A 22,712-nucleotide genomic window follows, 5' to 3' on the forward strand; every position below is an offset into this window, starting at 1 on the left:
AGATTCAATTTGAATCGCAATCTTATTTTCAACCAAATATCTAATTTTGATATACAAATTTCTAATTGATTTTTATGACCATAGAAGAAGCTCAAAAAACAGTAGATCAATGGATCAAAACCACTGGCATCCGTTATTTCAATGAATTAACCAACACTGCTATTCTGATGGAAGAAGTTGGGGAAGTAGCTAGGATAATGGCTAGAAAATATGGTGAGCAATCCTTTAAGAAATCAGATGAGGAAGTCAACTTAGCCGATGAAATGGCAGATGTGATGTTCGTTTTGATCTGTTTGGCAAACCAGACCGGAATTAATTTGACAGAAGCTTTGGAAAAAAACCTCCAAAAGAAGACCCTTCGTGATAGCAAAAGGCATAAAAACAATGAAAAGCTAAAAGGAGGATAGTTCCTTTGCATTTATTCCTCATGAAACGGGGCTGTCTCCTATGTTTGTGTCAAGCAAATGTAGGAGACATTTTTTGTTTTATAGATTTGCTGTATTTAGTGAAAAGAGGGAGAGCCTAGGGCTGTCTTAGTAGCTTTTTTAGCATACTGATTTTTAGAGATGGCCTTCCTCTTTTTCGCTTCCTAAGACAGAACAGAATGTAAGGCGGAATTACAGTCCAGCTTGAATATCCATAAGGAGACAAGTCCAAGGGAAGTTTCACTATTGATTTTTCAGTTTCACATCAAAAAATTAACATGAAAACACTCAAGCAGGTCGTTGGCATTGACGTCGGTAGTAAGGAACTGGTCGTATGCTTTGGCAAGATCTTTTCCAATCTGGATAAAAAGCTGTGCCAATATGGTAATTTCCGAAACTCGGATAAAGGTTTGATAAAGCTTTACGAATGGGTACAGACCCATACCTGTGAGGATAGTCCTCTTCATTTTGTCATGGAGGCTACAGGCGTTTATCACGAAAAGCTAGCCTATTTTCTGGAAAGCAAGGGGTGCAATATCAGTATTGTCCTGCCAAACAAGATCAGCAACTATTTCCGTACCTTAGAGATCAAGACGATAACGGATAGTACCTGCTCGGAAGCTATCACCTTATTTGGCCTAGAGCGCAACCTGGAGTTGTGGCGCAAGCCAGACCCCACCTATAAGCGTTTGAAGCAGCTGACCCGGGAGAGAGACCAATTGGTACAGGAACGTACTGCTGTCAAGAACCAGCTACATGCAGAACAGGCAGAGGCAGAACCCAATGAAAACTCTATAGGACGGATAAAGGAACGCATAGCAGTACTGCAAAGACAGGAAAAGGAAATAATGACCGAGTTAAAGCTCATTGTTAAGGAGAGTTCCTTACTCAAAAAACAAACAGATAACCTGACCACAATCCCTGGAATTGGACTGCTGACAGCAGTAACAGTATTGGCAGAAACGAATGGATTTGAGATGATCCGAAATAAAAAGCAACTGGTAAGCTATGCCGGCCTGGACATAAAGGAAAAACAGTCCGGAACATCGATCCAGAGCAAACCTACCATATCCAAACGGGGCAACAGATACCTGAGAAAATCCCTTCATTTACCTGCATTGGCCGCCATAAGGCATGATGAACATTATTCTAATACATTTACAAGGCTTGTTTCAAGAAATGGCATCAAAATGAAAGCAGCAGTAGCTGTGCAAAGGAAACTTCTAGAGCTGATGTTTATAATTTATAAAAACGAACAGCGGTATGATCCACAATACCATCTCCAAAAGTATCAGAACGAAAAAGTAGATACAAATTAGGGCGGCCAAAAACGGCTACCCTAAACAGGCTGGCAATAGACCGCCTAAAACCCGAAATTACAAAAAAAAGATAAAATTGACTTGTATATTAACACAGAATCTAAAAAGGTCTCTTAAAAAAGAAACCCGTCATTAAAATTTAATCATAGGTTAGCTTCGAAGATAAACCATACTGAAAGTATACTAAAAGTATGTAAAATCTATGGTTTACATATTTCCTCTATACTTTAACCCCGCTTTAACCCTACTTAAACCACGATTTTAACCCTAATTCAAACATATTTTGAATACACAATACCGATACTGGGGGCAGAAAATGGAATATATAGGTTTAGAAGATGCCTTTTTTTATAAAGATTAAACTATTTGAAAGTGATTTCAGCTACCAAAGGTAGGTGATCAGAAGCATACGTTTCATTGATGGTGGTATAGCTCTTCCACTCAAATTCACGGTTCTTTAAGACCATGATATAATCGATTTCACTTTTAGGATTAATCACTGGAATAGTAGGTTTATTCGTGCTGGTATTGCGCACAAAATATTCTTCCAAGATCTTAATGGGTTTGGAATCTGGTCTTGCATTCAGATCTCCTACCAAAATCAATGGTTTACTGTACAGTTCGCCTAATTCATTGATGAATGCTGCTTGCGCAATTCTGTTTTCCTCTTTTAAATCCAAATGGGTATTGGCCAAAGAAATAGTCTTACCATCAGGAAGCTGTACATCTACAATCGCTAATGATCGGTTTTCACTTGCTACTGGCATTGGAAGATCATACCTTCTTTTTCCAATAATCTTATGTTTAGATAAAATCAAAACACCGTAATATCCTTTTTCCAAATTGATACCCTTAGAAAAAAAGTATTCCATTCCCGTCATTTCAGCCAACTTCTCCGCCTGATTGATCATCTCTGACCGAGAAACGTTGATATCCACTTCTTGAATCCCTACAACATCAGCTTTTGCTTCATTGATCACTTTAGCAATGGCTTCCATATCGATAACATTGGGTTTGGAAGGTGGATTCGCATGATGGATATTATAGGTTAGAATTCTAACTGTTTGGGCTTGCAATACCATCGAGAAACATAACGATAAAAAAAGAATGAAATAGCGCATAAAATAATTTTTTGAATGAAGTTAATTATATTCCCCTAATAATTCCAATTTATTATCTTTATCCTCATGAAAAAACCGAATTTACTCTATATCCTTTGTTTATTTTTATTTCTAGGATCATGTTCTGTCAATCAACAAACAGGTTCTGAAGTCAATGAATTCGCAAATGCGGCCGTGGTGACTGCCAACCCCATTGCTTCACAAGTCGGTGTGGATATTTTAAGAAAAGGAGGAAATGCGGTGGATGCAGCCATTGCAGTTAAGTTTGCTTTAGCTGTGGTCTACCCCAATGCAGGGAATTTAGGAGGTGGAGGTTTTATGGTCTATCGGGGAAAAGATGGGTCGGTCTCTTCGTTGGATTTCCGAGAAAAAGCGCCAGCTGCGGCATCCAGGGACATGTACCTCGACAAAGAAGGCAATCCAATAACAGATTTGAGCTTATATGGGCAACTAGCATCTGGTGTACCGGGTTCTGTAGCAGGAATGGATGAAGCATTTAAAAAATATGGTTCTTTGTCTTGGCAAGAATTGATTCAACCAGCGATAGAACTTGCCGAAAAGGGTTTCAAGATCACCGAACAACAGGCAGGAGAATTCAATAGATATAAAGAACGATTTACTCGTTTGAATCCAAAAGGTGCTGCTATCATCAAAGAGCAATCTTGGAAAGCAGGCGATCTTTTTGTACAGCAAGATTTAGCGGAAACATTAAAACGAATTGCGGCACAAGGACGCGATGGGTTTTATAAGGGTAAAACAGCAGATCTGATCGTGGAGGAAATGAAGAGTGGGAATGGCATCATCACACATCAAGATTTAGCCGATTACCAAGCGATTTGGCGTAATCCAATTGTAGGGACTTATAAAATCTACAAGGTGATATCCATGCCGCCGCCATCTTCTGGTGGTGTGGCATTAATGGCCTTGCTGCAATCAGTAGAGAAATATCCTCTGTCAAAATGGGGTTTCCAACACGACAGTACGGTGCGCGCTATGGTAGAAGCGGAACGTAGAGTTTATGCGGATAGGGCAACACATTTGGGAGATCCTGATTTTTATAAAGTACCGGTAGAATTCTTGAACGATGCAAAATTCAATCAAGATCGCATGGCGAAAGTAAGTCTTTCAAAAGCTACGCCTAGTGATTTGATCAAAGCGGCTAAATTTCCGGGATATGAATCCGAAGAAACCACGCATTATAGCATTGTGGACAAGGACGGAAATGCAGTCTCCTTAACCACCACCATTAATGGCTCCTATGGATCTTGCGTATGGGTGGCTGGGGCAGGTTTTCTGCTGAACAATGAAATGGATGATTTTTCTGTTAAACCTGGATCGCCAAATATGTATGGGTTATTGGGAGGAAAAGCGAACGCCATTGAGCCTGGAAAAAGGATGTTAAGCGCCATGACCCCAACTATTATTGAGGAAAATGGAAAATTGAAGATGGTTGTTGGTACGCCTGGGGGATCGACAATTATAACCTCTGTTTTTCAGACTATTTTAAATGTGCTGGAATTTGATATGACGGCGCAGGAATCTGTAAGTGCAGCAAGATTTCATCATCAATGGAGACCTGATGTTATTGATGTGGAAGCAAAAGCGATTGATTCATTAACAAGGGTTAGCTTGACAAAGGATGGGTATAAGCTAAATAAAAGGGGTGCTATCGGAAGGGTGGAGAACATTGTTATTTTACCGAATGGCAAGAAACAGACAGGTGCTGATCCACGTGGAGATGATAAAGCGGCAGGGTATTAGGTTTCTATAAGCGTCATTGCTAGGAGGCACGACGAAGCAATCTTTACACTAGTCGTAAGATTGCTTCGTTCCTCGCAATGACGTGACGCGCCGCAATGACGTGAAGCCTCGCAATGCCAGATTGAAATCACTCCAAATACTTTCCGCCAATCTGCTTATTAGTCTTAGCGCCAAGGTTTTTTAGCTGTTCAATCTTCCTAACCACATTTCCAGGTCCTTCAGCCAATTTCTTCATGGCATCTTCATGCTTATTGGAGGCCTTTTGAAGATATCCTTGGATCTGTTCCATATCATCCAAAAAACCCACAAACTTATCATATAACAATCCCGCCTCCTTCGCTATTTCCAGCACATTTTTATTCTGTCTTTCCTGTTTCCAAACACTGGCGATCGTTCTCAGCGTAGCCAATAACGTAGAAGGACTGACAATAACCACCCTCCTATCCCAAGCATCTGAAAAAAGCTCGGGTTTTTGATTCACAGCCATGCTCAACGACGATTCTATCGGCACAAACATCAGCACAAAGTCCGGAGAATGAATTCCATAAAGACTATGGTAATCCTTAGCCGACAATTCACGGATATGGTTTTCCAAGGATGACACATGCTGTTTTAAAGCAATAATCCTATCCTCCTCCGTATCTGCATTTACCGCGCGCTCGTAGGCCACCATGGATAATTTAGCATCTACTACCAAATGTTTCTCATCCGGTAGGAAAATGATCGCATCAGGTTGTAACCTCTTCCCCCCTATTTCCTGCAAAGAGGCCTGCAATTTATACTCCTGATCCTTGATCAAACCTGAACGTTCCAGAACTCGTTCTAAAATGATCTCCCCCCAATTGCCCTGCTTTTTATTATCCCCCTTCAATGCCTTGGCCAAATTGTTGGCTTCCTCACGAATCTGCACACTTTGCTGCATCAATTGCTCCACAACCCCTTTCAGCACATGCCTCTCCGCAGATTCTTGTTGATAGCTCTTGGCAACCTGCTCCTCAAATGATTTTATCTTTTCCTTTAACGGATTCAGCAACAAATTCATCTGCTCTTGGTTATGTTGCGTGAATCGTTGGGTCTTTTCTTCCAATATGCTGTTTGCCAATAACTGAAATTCTTTATTGAATTGGGATTTTATAGCTTCCAGCTCCTCCTTTTGTTCCACAAATTTATCCTGTTGGGCCTGCAAATAAGCATTAGTGGCTTCCAACGTACGCTCAACACTTTGACGCGCATCCATTTCCTCCTTCCAAGAAATATTAACCCGTTCCCAATCCTGCTTCAACAACAGCTCCCGCTCGCCTGACTTGGCATGAGCAATCTGCATTTCCTGAAATTGTTTTTTCAGATCTTCATGCTGTTCAAAAGATATGGATTTTGAATTCCGGACAAAAAGCCAAATACAAATCACCACCAATATGATCAGGACAATTGGATAAAGAATTTCCATGAAAGAATAAATTAAACTTATGATTTATTATTGCAGCTTCTGATGGGTTTTCCACCAAAGATCAGGCATTTCCCCTGAAACCGCCATCTGGTAATCCTCATACCTACAAGGCACCAGGTAAAACCGTTCATTAACTGATTTTGAACCAAAATAAGGCACCTGCATCCACCAACGATCCGACTTCTTGCTCTTCACAAACACCAATTCATAGTCATCAGCCTCCAAGGTCGTGCGATAGATGATATAGTTTGATTTTGGATACATTGGCGCATCTTTCTTGCGGCTATAATACCCATCTACGAAACACCAGATCATCTGTGCAATCAGCATGGCTGTCTGCCCCATAGGATCGAAGGTTGGATTATACTCATAGATCCCGAAAGAAGTACATTTATCAGACATCCCAGCATACCTCGCCAATTGGCAAGCCTCATCCCCATACAGTCCATTAGGACCAGCATTGGCATTCCCCCCAGCTTCGGAAGCACGGATAGCTCCGATATCAAAACTGATCATATCCGCTGCTCTGATAATGGGCTCTGCCTGATCCAATTTCCCTGAAAATGAACCCAAACGGATCGCATTGAAAAACAATTTATCATACATATTGATGGACTCCTTGCTCACCAAATAAGTCTGATAGGCGATATTGCTCAGATTGAACAGGTAATCCGGTTGATGCAGAATAATATGGTTCAAATAGGTATTGGAATTCAATGGCATATTGTCCGGATTATCCTGATCCAGATCGAATTTGGAATCTATGATCCCCACATCAACACGTTGCTCTAAATTTTCATATGCCGTATACTGCGCATAGGTCAAGTCTTGCCCTCCACCGATAAGGATAGGTAGGATATCCATTTTCATCAGTTCTTCCAACAACAACCTCACAGCCACATAGGTATCCTTGATGGTCGAGCCTGCCTTCACATTCCCAAGATCAGCAATCTTAATCTTATAATCACCTTGATAGAGCTCGTAGAAATGCTTTCTCACCGCATCAGCAGCCTTTTGGGTTCCATTGTTGTTTACCGAACCTCTGCCCTCTTCCACACCGATCAGAGCGATGTGTGGGCGGCTTTCCTCTTCTTCTAAATCAGGAAAACTGTCGAGATATTTTGTGATGGTATGTCCAAATTGTGAATTATAATATTGGCTTGGATCGCCAATGCTTTCTGGCTTAATGGGTGATAAAAAATCTGCTAATGACATATTGATCTTATAAATACTGATTTTTTCTAGGGAATATCCTATTGTATTTAGCAAATATGCATTTATTAGCTTACTTTTGGTTAACATAATTTTTCAACAATAAGTTAGGAAGTGATTTTAGTAACTGGAGGCACAGGATTTTTAGGTTCAACTTTATTGCAAAGGCTCATTGATGATGGGCAAAGCATTATTGCTACCAAACGTGAATCCTCCAACATTCCTGAACAGCTTAAATCTTCCTCCTTGATCCAATGGGTGGATGCCGATATCACAGATTATTATGCATTAGAAGAATTGGTTTCCCAAGTAAACCAAGTTTATCATTGTGCTGCAGTGATCTCCTACCACAAATCGGATGCCTCTAAAATGTTCCAAACGAACATTGAAGGCACCAAACACATCGTCAACCTTTGTCTGCATCACGAAATCCGACTGGTTCATGTCAGTTCGATTGCTGCATTAGGGACCAATAAACAGGGGCACCCAGTAAAAGAGAACGACAAATGGGAGTTTTCCCCTAATCTGTCCAAATATTCACTTGCTAAATATGAAAGTGAAATGGAAGTTTGGCGAGGAATTGCGGAGGGCTTAGATGCCGTCATTGTCAATCCTTCGGTGATCATGGGTGTTGGGACTGATAAAAATGCGTCCAAAAGTATTTTTGAACTTGTAAAGAAAGGGAATAAGATCTATCCTTTGGGATCTATTGGTGTAGTGGATGTACAAGACGTTGCGAAAATTATGATGATGTTAATGAATAGCGAAATTTCTGGTCAACGCTTCATACTCAACGCGGAGAACATCAGTAATCGGGAATTGTTGGAGAAAATCAGCAGCAGGATGAATAAACCTGCTCCGACCATCAAAGCCACCCCGACATTACTTTCCGTTGCATGGCGTGTATCCAAAGCGCTGGCATTGCTACAGGGCAAAAAGCCGGTATTGACACGAGAAACTGCTCGTGCTGCCACCAAGAAATTAGCTTATGATAATACGAAGATCATTAACACCTTAGGCGTCAACTTCAAATCCGTCGATCAGATCGTGGATGAAGTTTGCCAGGCATATTATGCTTAAAACAATCTAAACAAACCATATACAGTGAAAAATTATTACATCATCGACTTCGACTCCACATTTACACAGGTCGAAGCTTTGGACGAATTAGCACGAATCTCACTCGAGGACCATCCCGACCAGGAGAAAATCTATCAAGAAATTGAACGCTTTACCAATTTGGCCATGGATGGTAAGATATCTTTTAGGGAGAGCCTTGCAGGTCGGGTAAAATTGCTCCAAGCCAATCGCAGCCATTTGGACAAACTCATCACTCATTTAAAAAAGAAAGTATCCAAATCTTTCAGCCGTAACAAGGAGTTCTTCAAGGAAAATGCTGATACCGCATGGATCGTTTCGGGCGGCTTTAAAGAGTTCATAACACCTGTGGTGAGCCAATACCATATCCGCAAGGAAAACATCTATGCAAACACCTTTAAATTCGATGAGGATGGCAACATCATTGGTTATGATGAGAACAATCCATTATCAGATGAGGGTGGAAAGGTAAAACTACTGCAACAGTTGAACATTGATGGCCGCATCTTTGGCATCGGGGATGGCTATTCTGATTTTCAATTGAAGGAATCGGGATTGATCGAGAAGTTCTTCGCTTTCACGGAAAACATTGCACGTCAATCCGTGACCGATAGGGCGGATCATATCACCCCGAGTTTCGATGAATTCCTCTATGTAAATGATCTACCAAGGGCCATTTCCTATCCTAAAAACCGCATCCTATGCCTTATCGTGGGTGATGTTCCTGAAATTGCTGCCCATATCCTAAAAAGGGATGGATTTTCTATCCGCATTAAGGATACCTTAGAAGAAAAATACGTGAAGGATGTCGGGATGCTTTTACTGGGCAAGGATATGAAAATAGCCGAAGATGTACTGTCCAGGGCAGATAAGCTAAAAACAATTGGCTTTTTAGGTGATGTCAAAGGGCATATTTCCAAAGCGATCTGCAACGAAAAAGGCATTGTGGTATTTGATGATAAAAAGAATAAGAAACGCAATGCGGAATTCATTCCGCGCCGGATGGCTGATTTCATCAATAATGGCGATACGGACCAGAGTCGTAATTTTCCCAATCTGATCCTACCGAACCTAACCAGGGCCCATCGATTGTTGCATATCCATAAAAATGTACCAGGAATTATGGCACAGATCAATAATGTGTATGCGGAAAACAACATCAATATCTTTTCTCAATTCCTGATGACAAGAGGGGAAATAGGCTATGCAGTTACCGATATCGATGCTGAATATGATAAAAAGATGCTGAAACAATTAAAGCAGATTGATAACACCATCAAATTCAGGATTCTATATAAATAAAAGGAATAGCTAGTAAGAAAGGTTATGTCTAAAAAGCCAACGAAAATCGAGCTTCTGAAAAGGTTAAGGAGTAAATAACGAAAATAGATTCTCTATGCTTTTTAGACATCACTTTCTTTAAATATTTTACAGGCCGCTCCCTATTATAACGGTTACTTTAGGTAATAAGTATCCAAAGGGGTAAAAACTACATCCATGGGAACATCCCATTCGTTCACATCACTTACCTTTTCGACAGGTTCAAAATAGGAAACACCGAGCTTTTTTACACCTGGCTTACAGGAGGCAAAGAACCGATCATAGAAACCTTTTCCATAGCCCACCCGATTTCCCTCTTTATCCACGACCAATAAAGGTGTAAGGACCGCATCCATTTTAAAAGGCGCGATTTCTTCGGATATTACGGGCTCAGGGATCCCATAAGCATTCAATTCCAACGGCGTATCCCGATAGAAGGTAAAATGCCTTAGCTCATTGCTCAGAAAATCTGATTTGGAAACCACTATCGTAATTTCAGGATGGTTAGCCCAGATCCACTCGATAAATGGCAGGGTATGGTATTCCTTGAACTTCTCAATGGAAAGATAACAATGTAAATATTTGATTCCGGACCAATCATACTGGATAAGCTGTTCAAAAAGCTGAGCATCCAAGGAAAAAACTTCTTCTAAACTCAGTTCATTCCTTCTGTTTTTATATGTCTTCCGAAGATCTGCTTTTAACATCGCTCTAAATGAAAACGGCCTTGAAGCTTTGGGGGCTAACAAGACCGAATAATCAACCTAAACCTAAGTCTTTATTTTACACGTTCGATGTAATCACCAGAACGCGTATCTACACGTACCTTGTCACCTTGATTGATGAACAAAGGAACTTTAATTTCAACACCGGTCTCTACTGTAGCATTCTTCAATGCATTCGTAGATGTATCGCCTTTAACAGCTGGCTCGGTGTAAGTAATCTCTAACTCCACACTTGCTGGAATCTGGCCCATGATCGGCTCTTCGCTCTCGAAAGCTACAATCACATTCATGCCCTCTTTCAAGAAGCGAGCGGAATCACCAAACAACTGTTTTGGAATATTGAATTGTTCGTAGGTGCTGTTGTCCATAACCACGAAAAATTCGCCATCATCATATAAATAGTTGTAATCGTTCGTTTCTACACGAGCAATTTCAACCTCTTCGTCTGTTCTAAATCTATATTCTACTAATTTCCCAGTCTTCACATTACGCATTCTAGCTTGGTAGAAGGCACGTAAGTTACCTGGAGTACGGTGAATATATTCTTCTACGGCAACTAACTCACCATTGAAGCGAAGAATATTTCCACTTTTTACCTCTGAAGCTTTTGACATATTTTATTTCTTATTCCCTGCAAAAATAATAAAAACAATGATTATAAGACTATTTGTAATTCAGAATTTCCACAAATTCATTACAAAAGCCATATTCATGTTCTTGGTTTGACCCAATTATTACAATCCTATCGGATTTGGTGTCTTCCACCAGTTCCAAATACCATTTTTCACCCGATTTATCCAGATTACTGGTGGGTTCATCCAGAAAAAGTATTTTACTGTCCGAGCAACAGGCCAAAACAAGTTTAACGCGTTGCTTCATTCCTGATGAAAAATGTCGGATTTCTTTTTGAAAAACCGTATCCGCAAATTGTAGTTTGGATTTGATCAATTCTTTGGTGTAACCCGATCGGAAAGCTTTGAATTTAAAATGAAAATCGATCAATTCGTTCAAGCTAAACTCCTCTATCAATTCTACATAGGGTGCAGCTACACTGATATATTGATAGGATTGCTCTATTTCAGTAGCCTTATTGTTCCACTCGTATTGAATCGTCCCTTCACTTGGCGTCAAGGAGCCAGTAAGTACTTTCAGCAGCGTAGATTTTCCGGATCCATTCGGCCCTAGGATGGCATAGCTGTTCCCAAAAGAAAAGGTATAATCGAGATGGCGAAATATCCATTCTCTATTATACCTTCTTCCGATATCTTGTAAAATTATCTTCAAATATCCAATGAATTAAATTTTATATACTTGCTCTACCTTGGCCAAAGCCTTTCACTACACCTCGGTTAGAAGCCCGAACAAAACCTAAAATCTCGTCCCTTAATTCTGTCGCCTCAAATTCTGCTTCAACGATGTCCAATGCTTTACCTAGGTTACTATGTTGAACAAACAACACGCGATAAATATTTTGGATCTCATTGATCTGTTCATTACTGAAACCTCTCCTTCGCAATCCTACGGAATTAATACCTGCATAGGAAATAGGTTCACGTGCCGCCTTGATATAAGGAGGAACATCCTTTCTAACCAGTGTACCACCGGTAACAAATGCATGGGATCCAATTTTACAGAATTGATGAACCGCCACCATACCAGCCAATACCACGTAGTCTCCTACCGTAATATGTCCAGCCAAGGTACTTGAGTTTGAAAAGATACAATTATCTCCGATAAAGCAATCGTGTGCAATATGGCTATATGCTTGGATTAGGCAGTTTTTACCGATCACCGTTTTATAACGGTCTTTGGTACCACGGTTGATGGTCACACATTCCCGGATGGTCGTATTATCACCAATTTCCGTAGTCGTGACCTCGCCTTCGAACTTCAGATCCTGAGGTTCTCCCGAAATGACTGCTCCAGGAAAGATCCGGCAGTTCTTGCCAATCCTGGCACCATTCATAATGGTCACATTGGAACCAATCCAGGTTCCTTCCCCAATTTCCACATCCTTATGGATCGTAGTAAAGGGCTCTACAACAACATTCTGTGCTATTTTTGCCTCAGGATGTATATATGATAAGGGTTGTATCATTCGTTCTATTAATTTTCCTTGACCTTGACTATCTGAGCCATCAACTCCGCCTCACTCACTACTTTATCTCCCACCATGCCTACGCCTTTCATGCGTGCAATTCCACGACGGATAGGTTCCAACAGTTCACAACTGAAAATCACGGTATCACCTGGTACAACTTGATTTTTGAACCTTGCGTTTTCAATCTTCAAGAATAGGGTCAACCAGTTCTCTGGGTCAGGAACAGTATTTAAGACAAGTATTCCACCTGTTTGTGCCATTGCCTCAATCTGAAGTACACCTGGAAATAAGGGTGCTCCTGGAAAATGGCCCATGAAAAGATCTTCATTCATGGTCACATTCTTTAGGCCTACCACATGTGTTTCCGACAATTCCAAAATCTTGTCAATCATCAAAAATGGTTGACGATGCGGCAATATGTTCATGATCTGAACAGTGTCGTATACTGGAGGAGCATTTAGGTCATATACTTTTGCTCCTTTTTTGTTTTTTTCGCGTTTGATCTGTGCCTTAATGCGTTTTGCAAAGGCCACATTTGCCGCATGCCCCGGACGGGCAGCCATGATATGGCCTTTAATAGGTTTTCCTACAAGGGCCAAATCACCGATCATGTCCAATAGTTTATGTCTTGCAGGCTCATTCTGATGGCGAAGGGAAATATTGTTCAAAATCCCCTCTTGCGCTACTTCCACGCGTTTGTGGAATAAGCCTTGCAATTTATCCAATTCATTTTCATCCACTTCCTTATCCACAATAACAATGGCATTTGACAGATCGCCTCCTTTGATCAGGTTCTGGCTTACCAATGCTTCCAGTTCATGTAAGAAGCAGAATGTGCGGGAACTTGCAATTTCCTTGCTGAATTCATCGATATTGGTGATTGAAGCATGTTGGCTTCCCAATACAGGCGAATTAAAATCGATCATACAGGTGATGCGGTACCCATCAACCGGCATAGCCACGATTTCCACTTTATTATCTGCATCCGAATAATGAATGTTATCTGTTACCTCAAAGAAATCACGGTCTGCATCTTGATCCACGAAACCAACCTCTTGGATGCCGTCGATAAATATAGCAGAGCTACCATCAAGAATAGGAACCTCAGGAGCATCAATCTCGATCAAAACGTTATCTAATTGTAAACCGACCAAAGCAGCCATCAAATGTTCAATTGTACTTACAGAAGCGCCATTTTGGGTTATGGTAGTACCTCTAGCCGTGTTGCTAACATTGTCAGCATCTACACTAACGATCGGTTGACCATCTAAATCTATACGTTTGAATTTGTACCAATGGTTCTCTGGAGCGGGTCTCAACGTGACGTTCACCTGCTTACCAGTATGAAGGCCGACTCCTGAAAATTTTACATCAGATTTAATGGTTCTTTGTTTTACATTCATATCTAACATTCGTGTTATTGCAAAAAATATCGGGTAAAGTTAGCTATTATTTTTGTCTTTTAATTGCCTTTCAAGCTCTGCAATGCGCTTTTCCATTTCCGGAAGCTTTGCATACAATACCTGCGATCTCAGCTCATTATTGTAAGGAAAGGCAGGACTACCACCCCATTTCTTATTCTCTTCTTTCAAGGATTTGTTCACTCCGGATTGCGCCTGTACCTGGGTGCCTTTCGCAATGCTGATATGCCCTACAACACCTACCTGTCCGCCAAGAACCACTTGTTCAGCAATTTTTGTGCTTCCCGAAATCCCTGTTTGTGCAGCAATAACCGTGTTTTCTCCAATTTCTACATTATGGGCAATCTGAATCAGGTTGTCCAGTTTAACCCCTTTACGGATAATCGTGGATCCTAAGGTTGCCCGATCAATCACCGTATTGGAACCGATCTCCACCGCATCTTCCACGATCACATTTCCAATCTGCGGAATCTTGGCATAAGAACCATCTTCCTGAGGTGCAAATCCGAAGCCATCGCTACCAATAATTGCCCCTGCATGAATAATGACCTGTTTGCCAATCTTACAATCCCTATATATTTTTACGCCAGGGTAAATCACCGTACCATCGGCAATCTCTACATTATCCCCAATATAAACCTGGGGATAGATTTTAACCTGATCACCAATTTTCACTTGCTTACCGATATAGCTGAAACAACCTATATAATGATCTTGACCAATTTTTGCCGTTTCATGAATGAACACATTGTCTTCAATCCCCGAGCGGTCATTCAACAGTTGATCGTATAATTTTAATAATTCGGTAAAAGCCGAATAGGCATTTTTGACACGGATTAAAGTTGATTTTACTGGCTTTTGAAGGATTAAATCCTCGTTCACCACGATAACCCCTGCTTCGATCTGGTAGATATATTGCTCGTACTTGGGGTTTGATAGAAAGGTCAAACTTGATGGTCCTGACTCTTCTATCTTGGATAGCTGGTCAACAACCACCTCTGAGTTACCTTCTACAGTACCTTGGAGTAAATTTGCTATTTGTTCTGCGGTAAATTGCATTAAAAAATACTAAAGTTATATGTTAATAATTGTATGTTGGTGCTGTGTTATATATCCGATTTCTTTTGGATAGGTTACGGCATATTTATTTACCCGTTTTGTCAGTGCTTCAATATTGGATAAATCCGAGGCTTCCGCAATATCCTTCAGCTCGCCATGCTTATCCAACACACATATCTTACCGGTCGATGAATCATAGGCACTATTCCCCACTACCTGATCATACACAAAATAACCAACTTCTTGAGCAGAAAGACCAAATTTCTCTGCTACCCGCTCTCTCAACTCTTCCAGATAGGATTCAGAAAAAGGTTCATTGCTCATCTCCGTTCTGAATAGTTCCCTACGAATTATTTTACCACACAACTTACTCAAAATCAAATCCGGATGATCGGCCCAAGATTTTATGGCAAACATGATGTCAGTGTCGTCTAAACGAGTGAACCATGTTAAATGCGACTCATCCAACAGAAAAGTTTCCTTGTTGATGCGATTCAGTAAAAAATGTTGCAATGCAGGGCTTGCAAAAAGCTTCTCGCCCCTGTTGCTTAACTCTTTAGCTCTAGCCAAAGCTTTTATCAGCATCTGTTCTGCTGCAATGACCGTCTTATGCAGATAGACCTGCCAATACATCAACCTCCTGGCAATCAAAAATTTCTCTACCGAATAGATTCCCTTTACTTCAACCACCAATTCATCATCCTTTACATTCAGCATTTTGATGATCCGATCAAAAGAGATGACGCCCTCCGACACACCGGTAAAAAAACTATCCCGGTTCAGATAATCCATCCGATCCGTATCCAATTGACTAGAGACCAATTGGTGCAGAAACCGACGATGGTATTGGTCCTTGAAGATGGTGATGGCCAGATCCAAACGTCCTGAAAACTCGATATTCAACTTATCCATCAATAAGGAGGAGATCAATTCATGCGATACCCCTTCCACTAAAGTATGTTCTAAGGAATGAGAGAATGGGCCATGACCCACATCATGCAGTAAAATAGCGGCCAAAACAGCTTCTTCTTCCTCTTCAGAGATCTGAACATCTTTTCCCCGCAAGGTTTCGATCGCCAATCCCATCAGGTGCATGGCGCCGATAACATGTTGAAATCGGGTGTGCAATGCGCCAGGGTATACTAAATGGGTCATCGAGACTTGCTTAATATAGCGTAATCGCTGAATAAAAGGGTGCTGGATTAGGTCGTAAATGAACCCCGACGGTATTGTCACAAAACCGTAAACTGGATCATTTATTATTTTTTTCTTGTTCAATCTGCTTTAAAGTGATTAAGTATTAGCCATTTACCATGAGTTTTCATCGAACGCTATGGCTAAGATACGCGCAAAGATACACAGATGGTACTTAATAAATGTTAAAATTATATCAAAAACCATCAAAATTGAGAGGAAAACCGCATTTTATAGTCCCAATTAACTTTCATATCTCGATCAATTGTTACAAATCTCATCAAAATTCCAATAAAAGATGTAATATATGTTATAAACACATAATTTTAATGATTACTTAAATTACTATCTTCTTTATTAGTTCTAAACATATATCCGTAAATTAGCCTCCATTACTCAGGACTATACATGCAGAAAATACACATACTTTGGGCAGATGATGAAATTGAGTTCCTAAAACCTCATATTTTGTTGTTGGAACAAAAGGATTACAAGGTCAAGACCGTGAACAACGGCGCGGATGCTGTAGAAGCATTCCAGAGTGAACCCTTTGATCTGGTATTTCTGGATGAAAACATGCCGGGACTTACCGGTTTAGAAACATTGAATATCCTTAAAGGTATCAACCCTTCCATTCCTACCGTACTGGTCACCAAAAATGAAGAAGAACATCTGATGGAAGAAGCGATAGGCGCTAAAATAGATGATTACCTTATCAAACCTGTAAATCCCAAACAGATCCTTCTGACCATTAAAAAGTTTACCGAAAACAAGCGGTTGGTATCGGAACGAACTTCCATGGCTTATCAGCAGGATTTTCGTCAATTGGGAATGCGCATGAATGAGGATCTCGATCATCAACAATGGGTAGAAGCCTATAAAAAAATCTTGTATTGGGAACTTTCTTTAGAAAAATTAGAGGATGCCGGCATGCATGAAATCTTGACCATGCAGAAGTCCGAAGCCAACCTATTGTTCTCTAAATTCATTGAGAAGGAATATTTGAATTGGATCAAAAATCCGGAGCAAGGGCCAACCCTTTCCCACCAATTGTTCAAGAAAAAGGTGTTCCCGAAAATGGAACCTGACAAACCCACCTTCTTCTTTTTGATTGATAACCTGCGGTACGATCAATGGAAGGTCATCAATGAAGTGCTCACCGATTATTACCGGGTGGAAGAGGAAGACAGTTATTACAGTATCCTTCCTACAGCCACGCAATACGCTCGGAATGCTATATTTTCTGGCCTAACTCCTTTGGAAATGGAAAAACGTTTCCCGAAGGAATGGCAGAATGATGATGATGAAGGCGGAAAAAACCTATATGAAGATGTTTTCCTTGCTGATCAGATCAAAAGACTTTATCGAAGAGAAATCAAGCATAGCTACACCAAGGTCATTACCTTAGAGCAAGGAAAGAATGTTTTGGAAAACATTAATAAACACATGCAGATCGACCTGAACGTGTTTGTCTATAATTTTGTGGATATGCTGTCACATGCTCGAACCGATATGGCCATGATCAGGGAGCTTGCCAATGATGAGGCTGCTTACCGATCGCTCACCCTATCCTGGTTTGAACATTCACCTTTGCTGGAAGTATTGAAATGGCTTTCCCAACGGCAGGTTCGGGTTATTATTACCACCGACCATGGAACCATCCGGGTGAGGAAACCGAGCAAGATTATCGGTGATCGGAACACCAATACCAATTTGAGGTATAAACAGGGTAAAAACCTGAATTATGTGGATAAGGACGTATTTGTGATCAAAAATCCAGCTGATGCGCAATTACCAAGGATCCATGTCAGCTCTTCCTTTGTTTTCGCAAAAGAAGACACCTACTTTGTTTATCCGAACAACTACAATCATTTTGTGAATTATTTCGGCGGGACTTTTCAGCATGGAGGTATCTCCCTAGAGGAAATGATCATCCCATTCATCACTTATAGTCCAAAATAATATGGAATTTATCGCCAGTAAACTGGAAGATTTACCAGCAGCGGCAGCATGGCTGCTCCAACAAGCGAACGATAAACGAGTGTTCATCTTCAAGGCGCCCATGGGTGCCGGAAAAACCAGCTTTATTAAGGTCATATGTGAGCAATTGGGCGTAGAGGATGCTACATCTAGCCCTACCTTTTCTATTGTCAATGAATACAGCTCTGCCCATGGACCTGTATACCACTTTGATTTTTACAGGCTAAAAGATGAGCAGGAAGCTTTTGACCTGGGCTATGAGGAGTATTTTTATTCTGGGGATTACTGTTTTATTGAGTGGCCAGAAAAAATCCCCAACCTTATTCCGGAGGATGCCATCGAGGTCAGCATCCAAGTTGACGATCTGTTCAGACGTCATATTCAATTAATTTAATATTTTTTTTCATACCGACGCAACCATCCTTGGCTCAGCTGCGTCTTAATTATAAACCGAACACAATTGGAGCCTGCGAAATTATTACATACCTGGAAAGAATGCCTATCTAACAATCGGAAGGCACAATCGGAATTGTACCAATATTTCGCCCCAAAAATGTATGCTGTCTGCCTACGATTTGCTGAAAATGCAGAATCGGCACAAGACATCCTACAGAATGGCTTCATCAAGGTGTTCAGCAAAGGTCAAAACTTTGAAGGTAAAGGTTCTTTGGAAGGTTGGATACGTAAGGTCATGCTGAATTCGGCTATAGAATATTATAGGAAAAACAAGACCGTTTTCCAAACCACAGACAGCATTTATGAGGATCACCATGAACTACCGGCTGATTTTGACATGCACAGTTTGGGCTATAAAGACCTGCTCAACATGATAAAGGAATTGCCCATAGGCTACAGGACGGTATTCAACCTGTATGCTATTGAAGGCTATAATCATAAAGAAATTGCGGAGATGCTGGATATGTCAGAAGGCACTTCGAAATCCCAACTTTCCCGAGCTCGACAATGGCTAAAGGAAAAGTTGAAAAAAATGGAGGAAAACATACATGAAAGATCAAGAATTTGATAAAATCTTTAAGGATAACCTTGGGGATTTGGAGGTAAACCCTCCAGAAAACCTTTGGGAAAAGATGGAGTCTGCACTCGATCAGGAACAACCTGCAAAGGTTAAAAAGATGTTTCCTTGGAAAACATGGAGCATTGCAGCAACCTTATTGTTGGCTTTAGGATTTACTTTTAAGCTTTCCCAGTTCAGGGAGGAGCAGGTGGATCCGAAAAAGGAATATTTAGCCAAAATCAAGGAAGAAGCTGAAGCCCCGAAACCGGAACAAATGGTAACGGAAAAATTGGAGGCCCCTATTACCAAGGAAGAAGTTGAACCCCAGGAAGCAAATCCGACTTCCAGAACAATTGCCCTCAAAGAGCAACCCAAAAAAGCAGCGGTTATTCGAGCGGAGAGCAGGCAGCAGGTACAAGTACCGGCATTACAAACGATGGATACAGCAATGGAATTTGAAGGAGCGGGTAGTCTGACAAGGGAAGCAGAACCCTTGACTGCCAAATCAACGGCTCCTCAAGCAAATTTAGCAATAGAGCCTACGGAGGCCATTTTGAATAAGACAGAAATTGTTTCCACTAAGCCCAAACAAGGTTTATTTGTCAGGCTATTGAATAATGTTGCTGACAACATCAACATCATCAACAAGGATGTTGAGTTTTCAGAAGACGAAGAAGGAACCATTAAAATAGATTTATCCAAATTGATTACAAAAACCAAATAATACTATGAAACTTAAATTTTTACTGGCCAGCTTTGCCAGCCTGATCTTAGGCATTTCCATGAGTACTGCGCAGATTGTTTACAAGAAAGAGAAAAAAGGGGGTTCTGATAACGTAAGCATCAGCATTGGAAAGCAGGATTCAGAAAACGAAGATGAGCAAGAGGATGATGGCGATGCTGATTCCAAATACCCAAGAGCCTATGGCGGAATAACATTCACCAGATTAGATTGGGGTTTCTCCAGGTTGTCAGATGATGGCAGCTTTACCCTTTCCGAGGACAATAAATTCATGAGCTCCAAGAAATCTTCCAATTTCGGATTTGATATTGCCCAATTCGGCGTAAGGTTCAATGATAACTTTAAGATGTATCTTTCGGCAGGATTTGAATGGAATTATTGGCGATTGAAAAACGATGTGCTCCTATTACAGGATCAATCCCCTATCGCTTATGACGATTTGAATCCAGATGCTAAATATTCCAAGAATGTGATCACCTCAACCTATCTGCGGGTGCCTTTGAGTTTTGAATTGAGAACGCGTCAATTGAGTGGCGGAAAAAGAGTGAAACTTGCCTTTGGTGCTATGACAGGTGTATTATTAAAAGGAACACAACGTTTGAAGAGCGAAGAGTTCGGAAAACAGAAATACAAGGACAACTATAACTTCCAGACCTTCCAATATGGTCCGTTTGTAAGGATAGGATATGACAACTTTGGTCTTTTCACCAAATATTACATGAACGACCTGTTCGAAAAAAGCCCTGATCAGGAAGGCCTACGAAACCTTGCTTTCGGTATTACCTTGGGCTTTTAAAAAGAAAAATGAAATGTAAAATGTATTTTTGTGTCGGATCCTAAAGGTCCGACATTTTTTTATGGGTAAACAAGCTAATTCCTGTCAATATATATTTTCTGATGTTCAACAACCGGATCTCCCCTTGATCCACGGAAAAGACCTTTCCTGTGTTTTCGAAGGGAACATTACTGTTACAGCGGTAGATCATGTACATTTTGGCATTGAGGAAGGACAGATTACGGCTATCATCGGGGAATCGGGAAGTGGCAAAAGTACCCTATTGAAACTAATCTACGGTATGTTGGAGCCAACAAGTGGCGAAGTGAGGTACAGAGGTTGGTTGGTTCCCACCCGAAAGGACAAGCTTATCCCAGGACATGATGCCATGAAATTGGTTTCCCAAGGATTTGATGATCTTAACCTATATGCCAAAGTATGGGATAATGTGGCTTCCCAACTTTCCAATACCAACCTTGCTCTAAAGGCGAGCAAAACCCAGGAAACACTGGAGCGATTAAGGATCGACCATTTGGCAAAAAAACGTGTGGCAGACCTCAGTGGCGGCGAAAAACAACGGGTGGCCATCTGCCGGGCATTGATCAATGATCCCGAGGTATTGCTTATGGATGAGCCATTCAACCAGGTGGATGCTGCCTTTCGTGACGAATTGCAACAGGACATCCAACAGATCGTTGCCGAAACCGGCCTAACGTTGGTAATGGTGTCCCATGACCCTGCAGAGGTTTTGGCCATGGCCAATAAACTTATCGTGATGAAGAACGGTAAAATTGCCGATGCGGGAGACCCACATGCTTTATATAATTGGCCGCATCATCCTTACACTGCCCGATTATTGGCTAAAAGTAATATCCTACAGCCCAATGAGGCAAAAATATTAGGTATAGAGACCGAGCATCCCATTGCTATCCAACAGGAACATATACAGACAGAATTGAACCTGAATGGCAATTATTGGATCAAGGATGTCCGATTCCGTGGCTTTTTCAACGAATTGATCATTGGCAATGAAGAAGTAACCCTTCATCAGATCCAATTCCCAAGGTTAGATGTCAAAAAAAATACGAGAATTGATATTCTCGTAACTACTTACCATGTTTTTGAACCGAAATCCATTTAAGCATTTCAGCAAACCAATCGGCATCACTGGTTTTGTTATGCATTCCAAACCCATGTCCGCCCTTTTCATAGGTATATAGCGTATTTGGAACAGCGAATCTTTTCAAACTTTCCTGATACCTCAAACTATTTTCTATCGGCACAGCCTGATCATCTTTCGCACTCATCAGAAATGTTGGCGGTGTCTTTTTGCTGACCTGTTTATCCAATGAAAAAAGTTCCACATCAGTCTGCGATGAAACAGGACCGATCAGATTCTGCTTAGATCCTTTATGGGTTACTCCATCTTCCATCGAAATCACGGGGTAACAAAGTATGGAGAAATCAGGTCGAAGGTCAGCCTTTTTCCAGCCTTTTACTTGCGGTTTGTCATAAAAATTAGCCAATGTTCCCGCCAAATGACCGCCCGCCGAAAATCCAATCACCACAATCTTTTTCCCTTTGTTTTCTTTCCGTATCCTTTGCATCGCCATTTGTGCATCCTGTAGCGGACCAAAGCGCTTATCTTTCATGGTTTCTACCTTAGGCAAACGATAATCCAGCACATAGGCATGATATCCTAAGCTATTTAGCCTTTTTGCCACATCATGGCCTTCATGACCAATAGCAACCCGCGCATAACCTCCTCCAGGAATGATCAAGAACACCAAGTCATCTTTTACATTCGATGTGGCCAGATGGGCATAGAGCTTTGGCTTATCTGCTTCTTCCAATTCAGAAATAGGCTTAGCAGCATCCGGAATCTCTTGATCACCATATAAATAACTTTTAACCCCAGTCTCTTGGGCATTAATTTGCAAACTAATCACGGTAAATACGATCAACATTATTTTTTTCATAGGTTTAGGATTGGCTTT

The 22,712-nt window shown here is 40.9% G+C and carries 22 protein-coding genes; 11 read left to right on the forward strand and 11 right to left on the reverse strand.

Translation table 11 applies throughout. The features are described from left to right. Positions 1-74: 74 nt before the first annotated feature. Positions 75-407: a nucleotide pyrophosphohydrolase gene (locus E3D81_RS14955; RefSeq protein ID WP_134778021.1), complete on the forward strand. Its 333-nt coding sequence runs from the start codon at positions 75-77 to the stop codon at positions 405-407. Between the two features lie 296 nt (positions 408-703). Then, positions 704-1,744 (forward strand): IS110 family transposase, encoded by a 1,041-nt coding sequence (locus E3D81_RS14960; RefSeq protein ID WP_003010395.1) that lies wholly within the window; start codon positions 704-706, stop codon positions 1,742-1,744. 362 nt (positions 1,745-2,106) lie between these two features. On the opposite strand, the gene E3D81_RS14965 is transcribed toward E3D81_RS14960, so the two are convergent. Then, positions 2,107-2,865 carry an endonuclease/exonuclease/phosphatase family protein gene (locus tag E3D81_RS14965; protein ID WP_134778022.1) on the reverse strand — a complete coding sequence of 253 codons (759 nt, stop codon included), beginning with the start codon at positions 2,863-2,865 and terminating at the stop codon, positions 2,107-2,109. Between the two features lie 66 nt (positions 2,866-2,931). On the opposite strand from E3D81_RS14965, the gene ggt reads away from it, so the two are divergent. After that, positions 2,932-4,626 (forward strand): gamma-glutamyltransferase, encoded by a 1,695-nt coding sequence (gene ggt / locus E3D81_RS14970; protein WP_099366405.1) that lies wholly within the window; start codon positions 2,932-2,934, stop codon positions 4,624-4,626. A gap of 127 nt (positions 4,627-4,753) precedes the next feature. Here ggt and rmuC read toward each other — a convergent pair whose 3' ends face one another. Further along, complete coding sequence (rmuC, locus tag E3D81_RS14975; protein WP_099366406.1) at positions 4,754-6,073, reverse strand: DNA recombination protein RmuC; 1,320 nt, start codon at positions 6,071-6,073, stop codon at positions 4,754-4,756. A gap of 27 nt (positions 6,074-6,100) precedes the next feature. After that, entirely contained in the window at positions 6,101-7,288 is a 1,188-nt protein-coding gene (locus E3D81_RS14980) for a formimidoylglutamase (protein WP_099366528.1), read from the reverse strand. Positions 7,289-7,399: 111 nt separating this feature from the next. On the opposite strand from E3D81_RS14980, the gene E3D81_RS14985 reads away from it, so the two are divergent. Then, a complete protein-coding gene (locus E3D81_RS14985) occupies positions 7,400-8,365 on the forward strand; it encodes an SDR family NAD(P)-dependent oxidoreductase (RefSeq protein ID WP_099366407.1) in 966 nt (321 codons plus the stop codon). Between the two features lie 24 nt (positions 8,366-8,389). Next, entirely contained in the window at positions 8,390-9,685 is a 1,296-nt protein-coding gene (locus E3D81_RS14990; protein WP_099366408.1) for an HAD-IB family phosphatase, read from the forward strand. A gap of 152 nt (positions 9,686-9,837) precedes the next feature. Here the strand turns inward: E3D81_RS14990 and E3D81_RS14995 are convergent, their stop codons facing one another. From E3D81_RS14995 to E3D81_RS15025, 7 genes are all read right to left on the reverse strand, one after another. Further along, positions 9,838-10,410: a 5-formyltetrahydrofolate cyclo-ligase gene (locus E3D81_RS14995; protein ID WP_134778023.1), complete on the reverse strand. Its 573-nt coding sequence runs from the start codon at positions 10,408-10,410 to the stop codon at positions 9,838-9,840. A 71-nt stretch (positions 10,411-10,481) separates the two neighbouring features. Then, positions 10,482-11,042 carry an elongation factor P gene (gene efp, locus E3D81_RS15000; protein ID WP_099366410.1) on the reverse strand — a complete coding sequence of 187 codons (561 nt, stop codon included), beginning with the start codon at positions 11,040-11,042 and terminating at the stop codon, positions 10,482-10,484. 49 nt (positions 11,043-11,091) lie between these two features. Next, the gene (locus tag E3D81_RS15005) at positions 11,092-11,712 is read right to left on the reverse strand and encodes an ATP-binding cassette domain-containing protein (RefSeq protein ID WP_099366411.1); all 621 of its coding nucleotides are present in this window, start codon (positions 11,710-11,712) and stop codon (positions 11,092-11,094) included. Between the two features lie 19 nt (positions 11,713-11,731). Then, entirely contained in the window at positions 11,732-12,526 is a 795-nt protein-coding gene (gene lpxA, locus E3D81_RS15010) for an acyl-ACP--UDP-N-acetylglucosamine O-acyltransferase (RefSeq protein ID WP_099366412.1), read from the reverse strand. Positions 12,527-12,534: 8 nt separating this feature from the next. Beyond that, complete coding sequence (locus tag E3D81_RS15015) at positions 12,535-13,932, reverse strand: bifunctional UDP-3-O-[3-hydroxymyristoyl] N-acetylglucosamine deacetylase/3-hydroxyacyl-ACP dehydratase (protein WP_180268452.1); 1,398 nt, start codon at positions 13,930-13,932, stop codon at positions 12,535-12,537. Between the two features lie 39 nt (positions 13,933-13,971). Continuing rightward, complete coding sequence (lpxD, locus tag E3D81_RS15020) at positions 13,972-15,009, reverse strand: UDP-3-O-(3-hydroxymyristoyl)glucosamine N-acyltransferase (RefSeq protein ID WP_134778024.1); 1,038 nt, start codon at positions 15,007-15,009, stop codon at positions 13,972-13,974. Positions 15,010-15,024: 15 nt separating this feature from the next. Next, on the reverse strand, positions 15,025-16,287 hold the full coding sequence (locus E3D81_RS15025; protein ID WP_134778025.1) for an HD domain-containing protein: 1,263 nt from the start codon (positions 16,285-16,287) through the stop codon (positions 15,025-15,027). A 324-nt stretch (positions 16,288-16,611) separates the two neighbouring features. On the opposite strand from E3D81_RS15025, the gene E3D81_RS15030 reads away from it, so the two are divergent. The 6 genes from E3D81_RS15030 (at position 16,612) to E3D81_RS15055 (ending at position 21,856) form a co-directional block, all read left to right on the forward strand. Next, positions 16,612-18,165 (forward strand): PglZ domain-containing protein, encoded by a 1,554-nt coding sequence (locus tag E3D81_RS15030; protein WP_134778026.1) that lies wholly within the window; start codon positions 16,612-16,614, stop codon positions 18,163-18,165. A 1-nt stretch (position 18,166) separates the two neighbouring features. Next, on the forward strand, positions 18,167-18,577 hold the full coding sequence (tsaE, locus tag E3D81_RS15035; protein WP_134778027.1) for a tRNA (adenosine(37)-N6)-threonylcarbamoyltransferase complex ATPase subunit type 1 TsaE: 411 nt from the start codon (positions 18,167-18,169) through the stop codon (positions 18,575-18,577). Positions 18,578-18,643: 66 nt separating this feature from the next. Further along, a complete protein-coding gene (locus E3D81_RS15040) occupies positions 18,644-19,207 on the forward strand; it encodes an RNA polymerase sigma factor (protein WP_245153234.1) in 564 nt (187 codons plus the stop codon). Next, positions 19,188-19,922, forward strand: a complete 735-nt coding sequence (locus tag E3D81_RS15045; RefSeq protein ID WP_134778028.1) for a hypothetical protein — start codon at positions 19,188-19,190, stop codon at positions 19,920-19,922. Before E3D81_RS15040 ends, E3D81_RS15045 begins: the two co-directional genes overlap by 20 nt. 4 nt (positions 19,923-19,926) lie before the next feature. After that, positions 19,927-20,736 (forward strand): outer membrane beta-barrel protein, encoded by an 810-nt coding sequence (locus tag E3D81_RS15050; RefSeq protein WP_134778029.1) that lies wholly within the window; start codon positions 19,927-19,929, stop codon positions 20,734-20,736. 61 nt (positions 20,737-20,797) lie between these two features. Next, a complete protein-coding gene (locus E3D81_RS15055) occupies positions 20,798-21,856 on the forward strand; it encodes an ABC transporter ATP-binding protein (protein WP_134778030.1) in 1,059 nt (352 codons plus the stop codon). Here the strand turns inward: E3D81_RS15055 and E3D81_RS15060 are convergent. Beyond that, entirely contained in the window at positions 21,822-22,694 is an 873-nt protein-coding gene (locus E3D81_RS15060; protein ID WP_134778031.1) for an alpha/beta hydrolase, read from the reverse strand. The two genes, E3D81_RS15055 and E3D81_RS15060, sit on opposite strands and share 35 nt — an antisense overlap. Positions 22,695-22,712: the final 18 nt, after the last annotated feature.

Origin of the sequence: Sphingobacterium sp. CZ-2, assembly GCF_004526235.1 — a bacterium.
Taxonomy (GTDB): domain Bacteria; phylum Bacteroidota; class Bacteroidia; order Sphingobacteriales; family Sphingobacteriaceae; genus Sphingobacterium; species Sphingobacterium tenebrionis.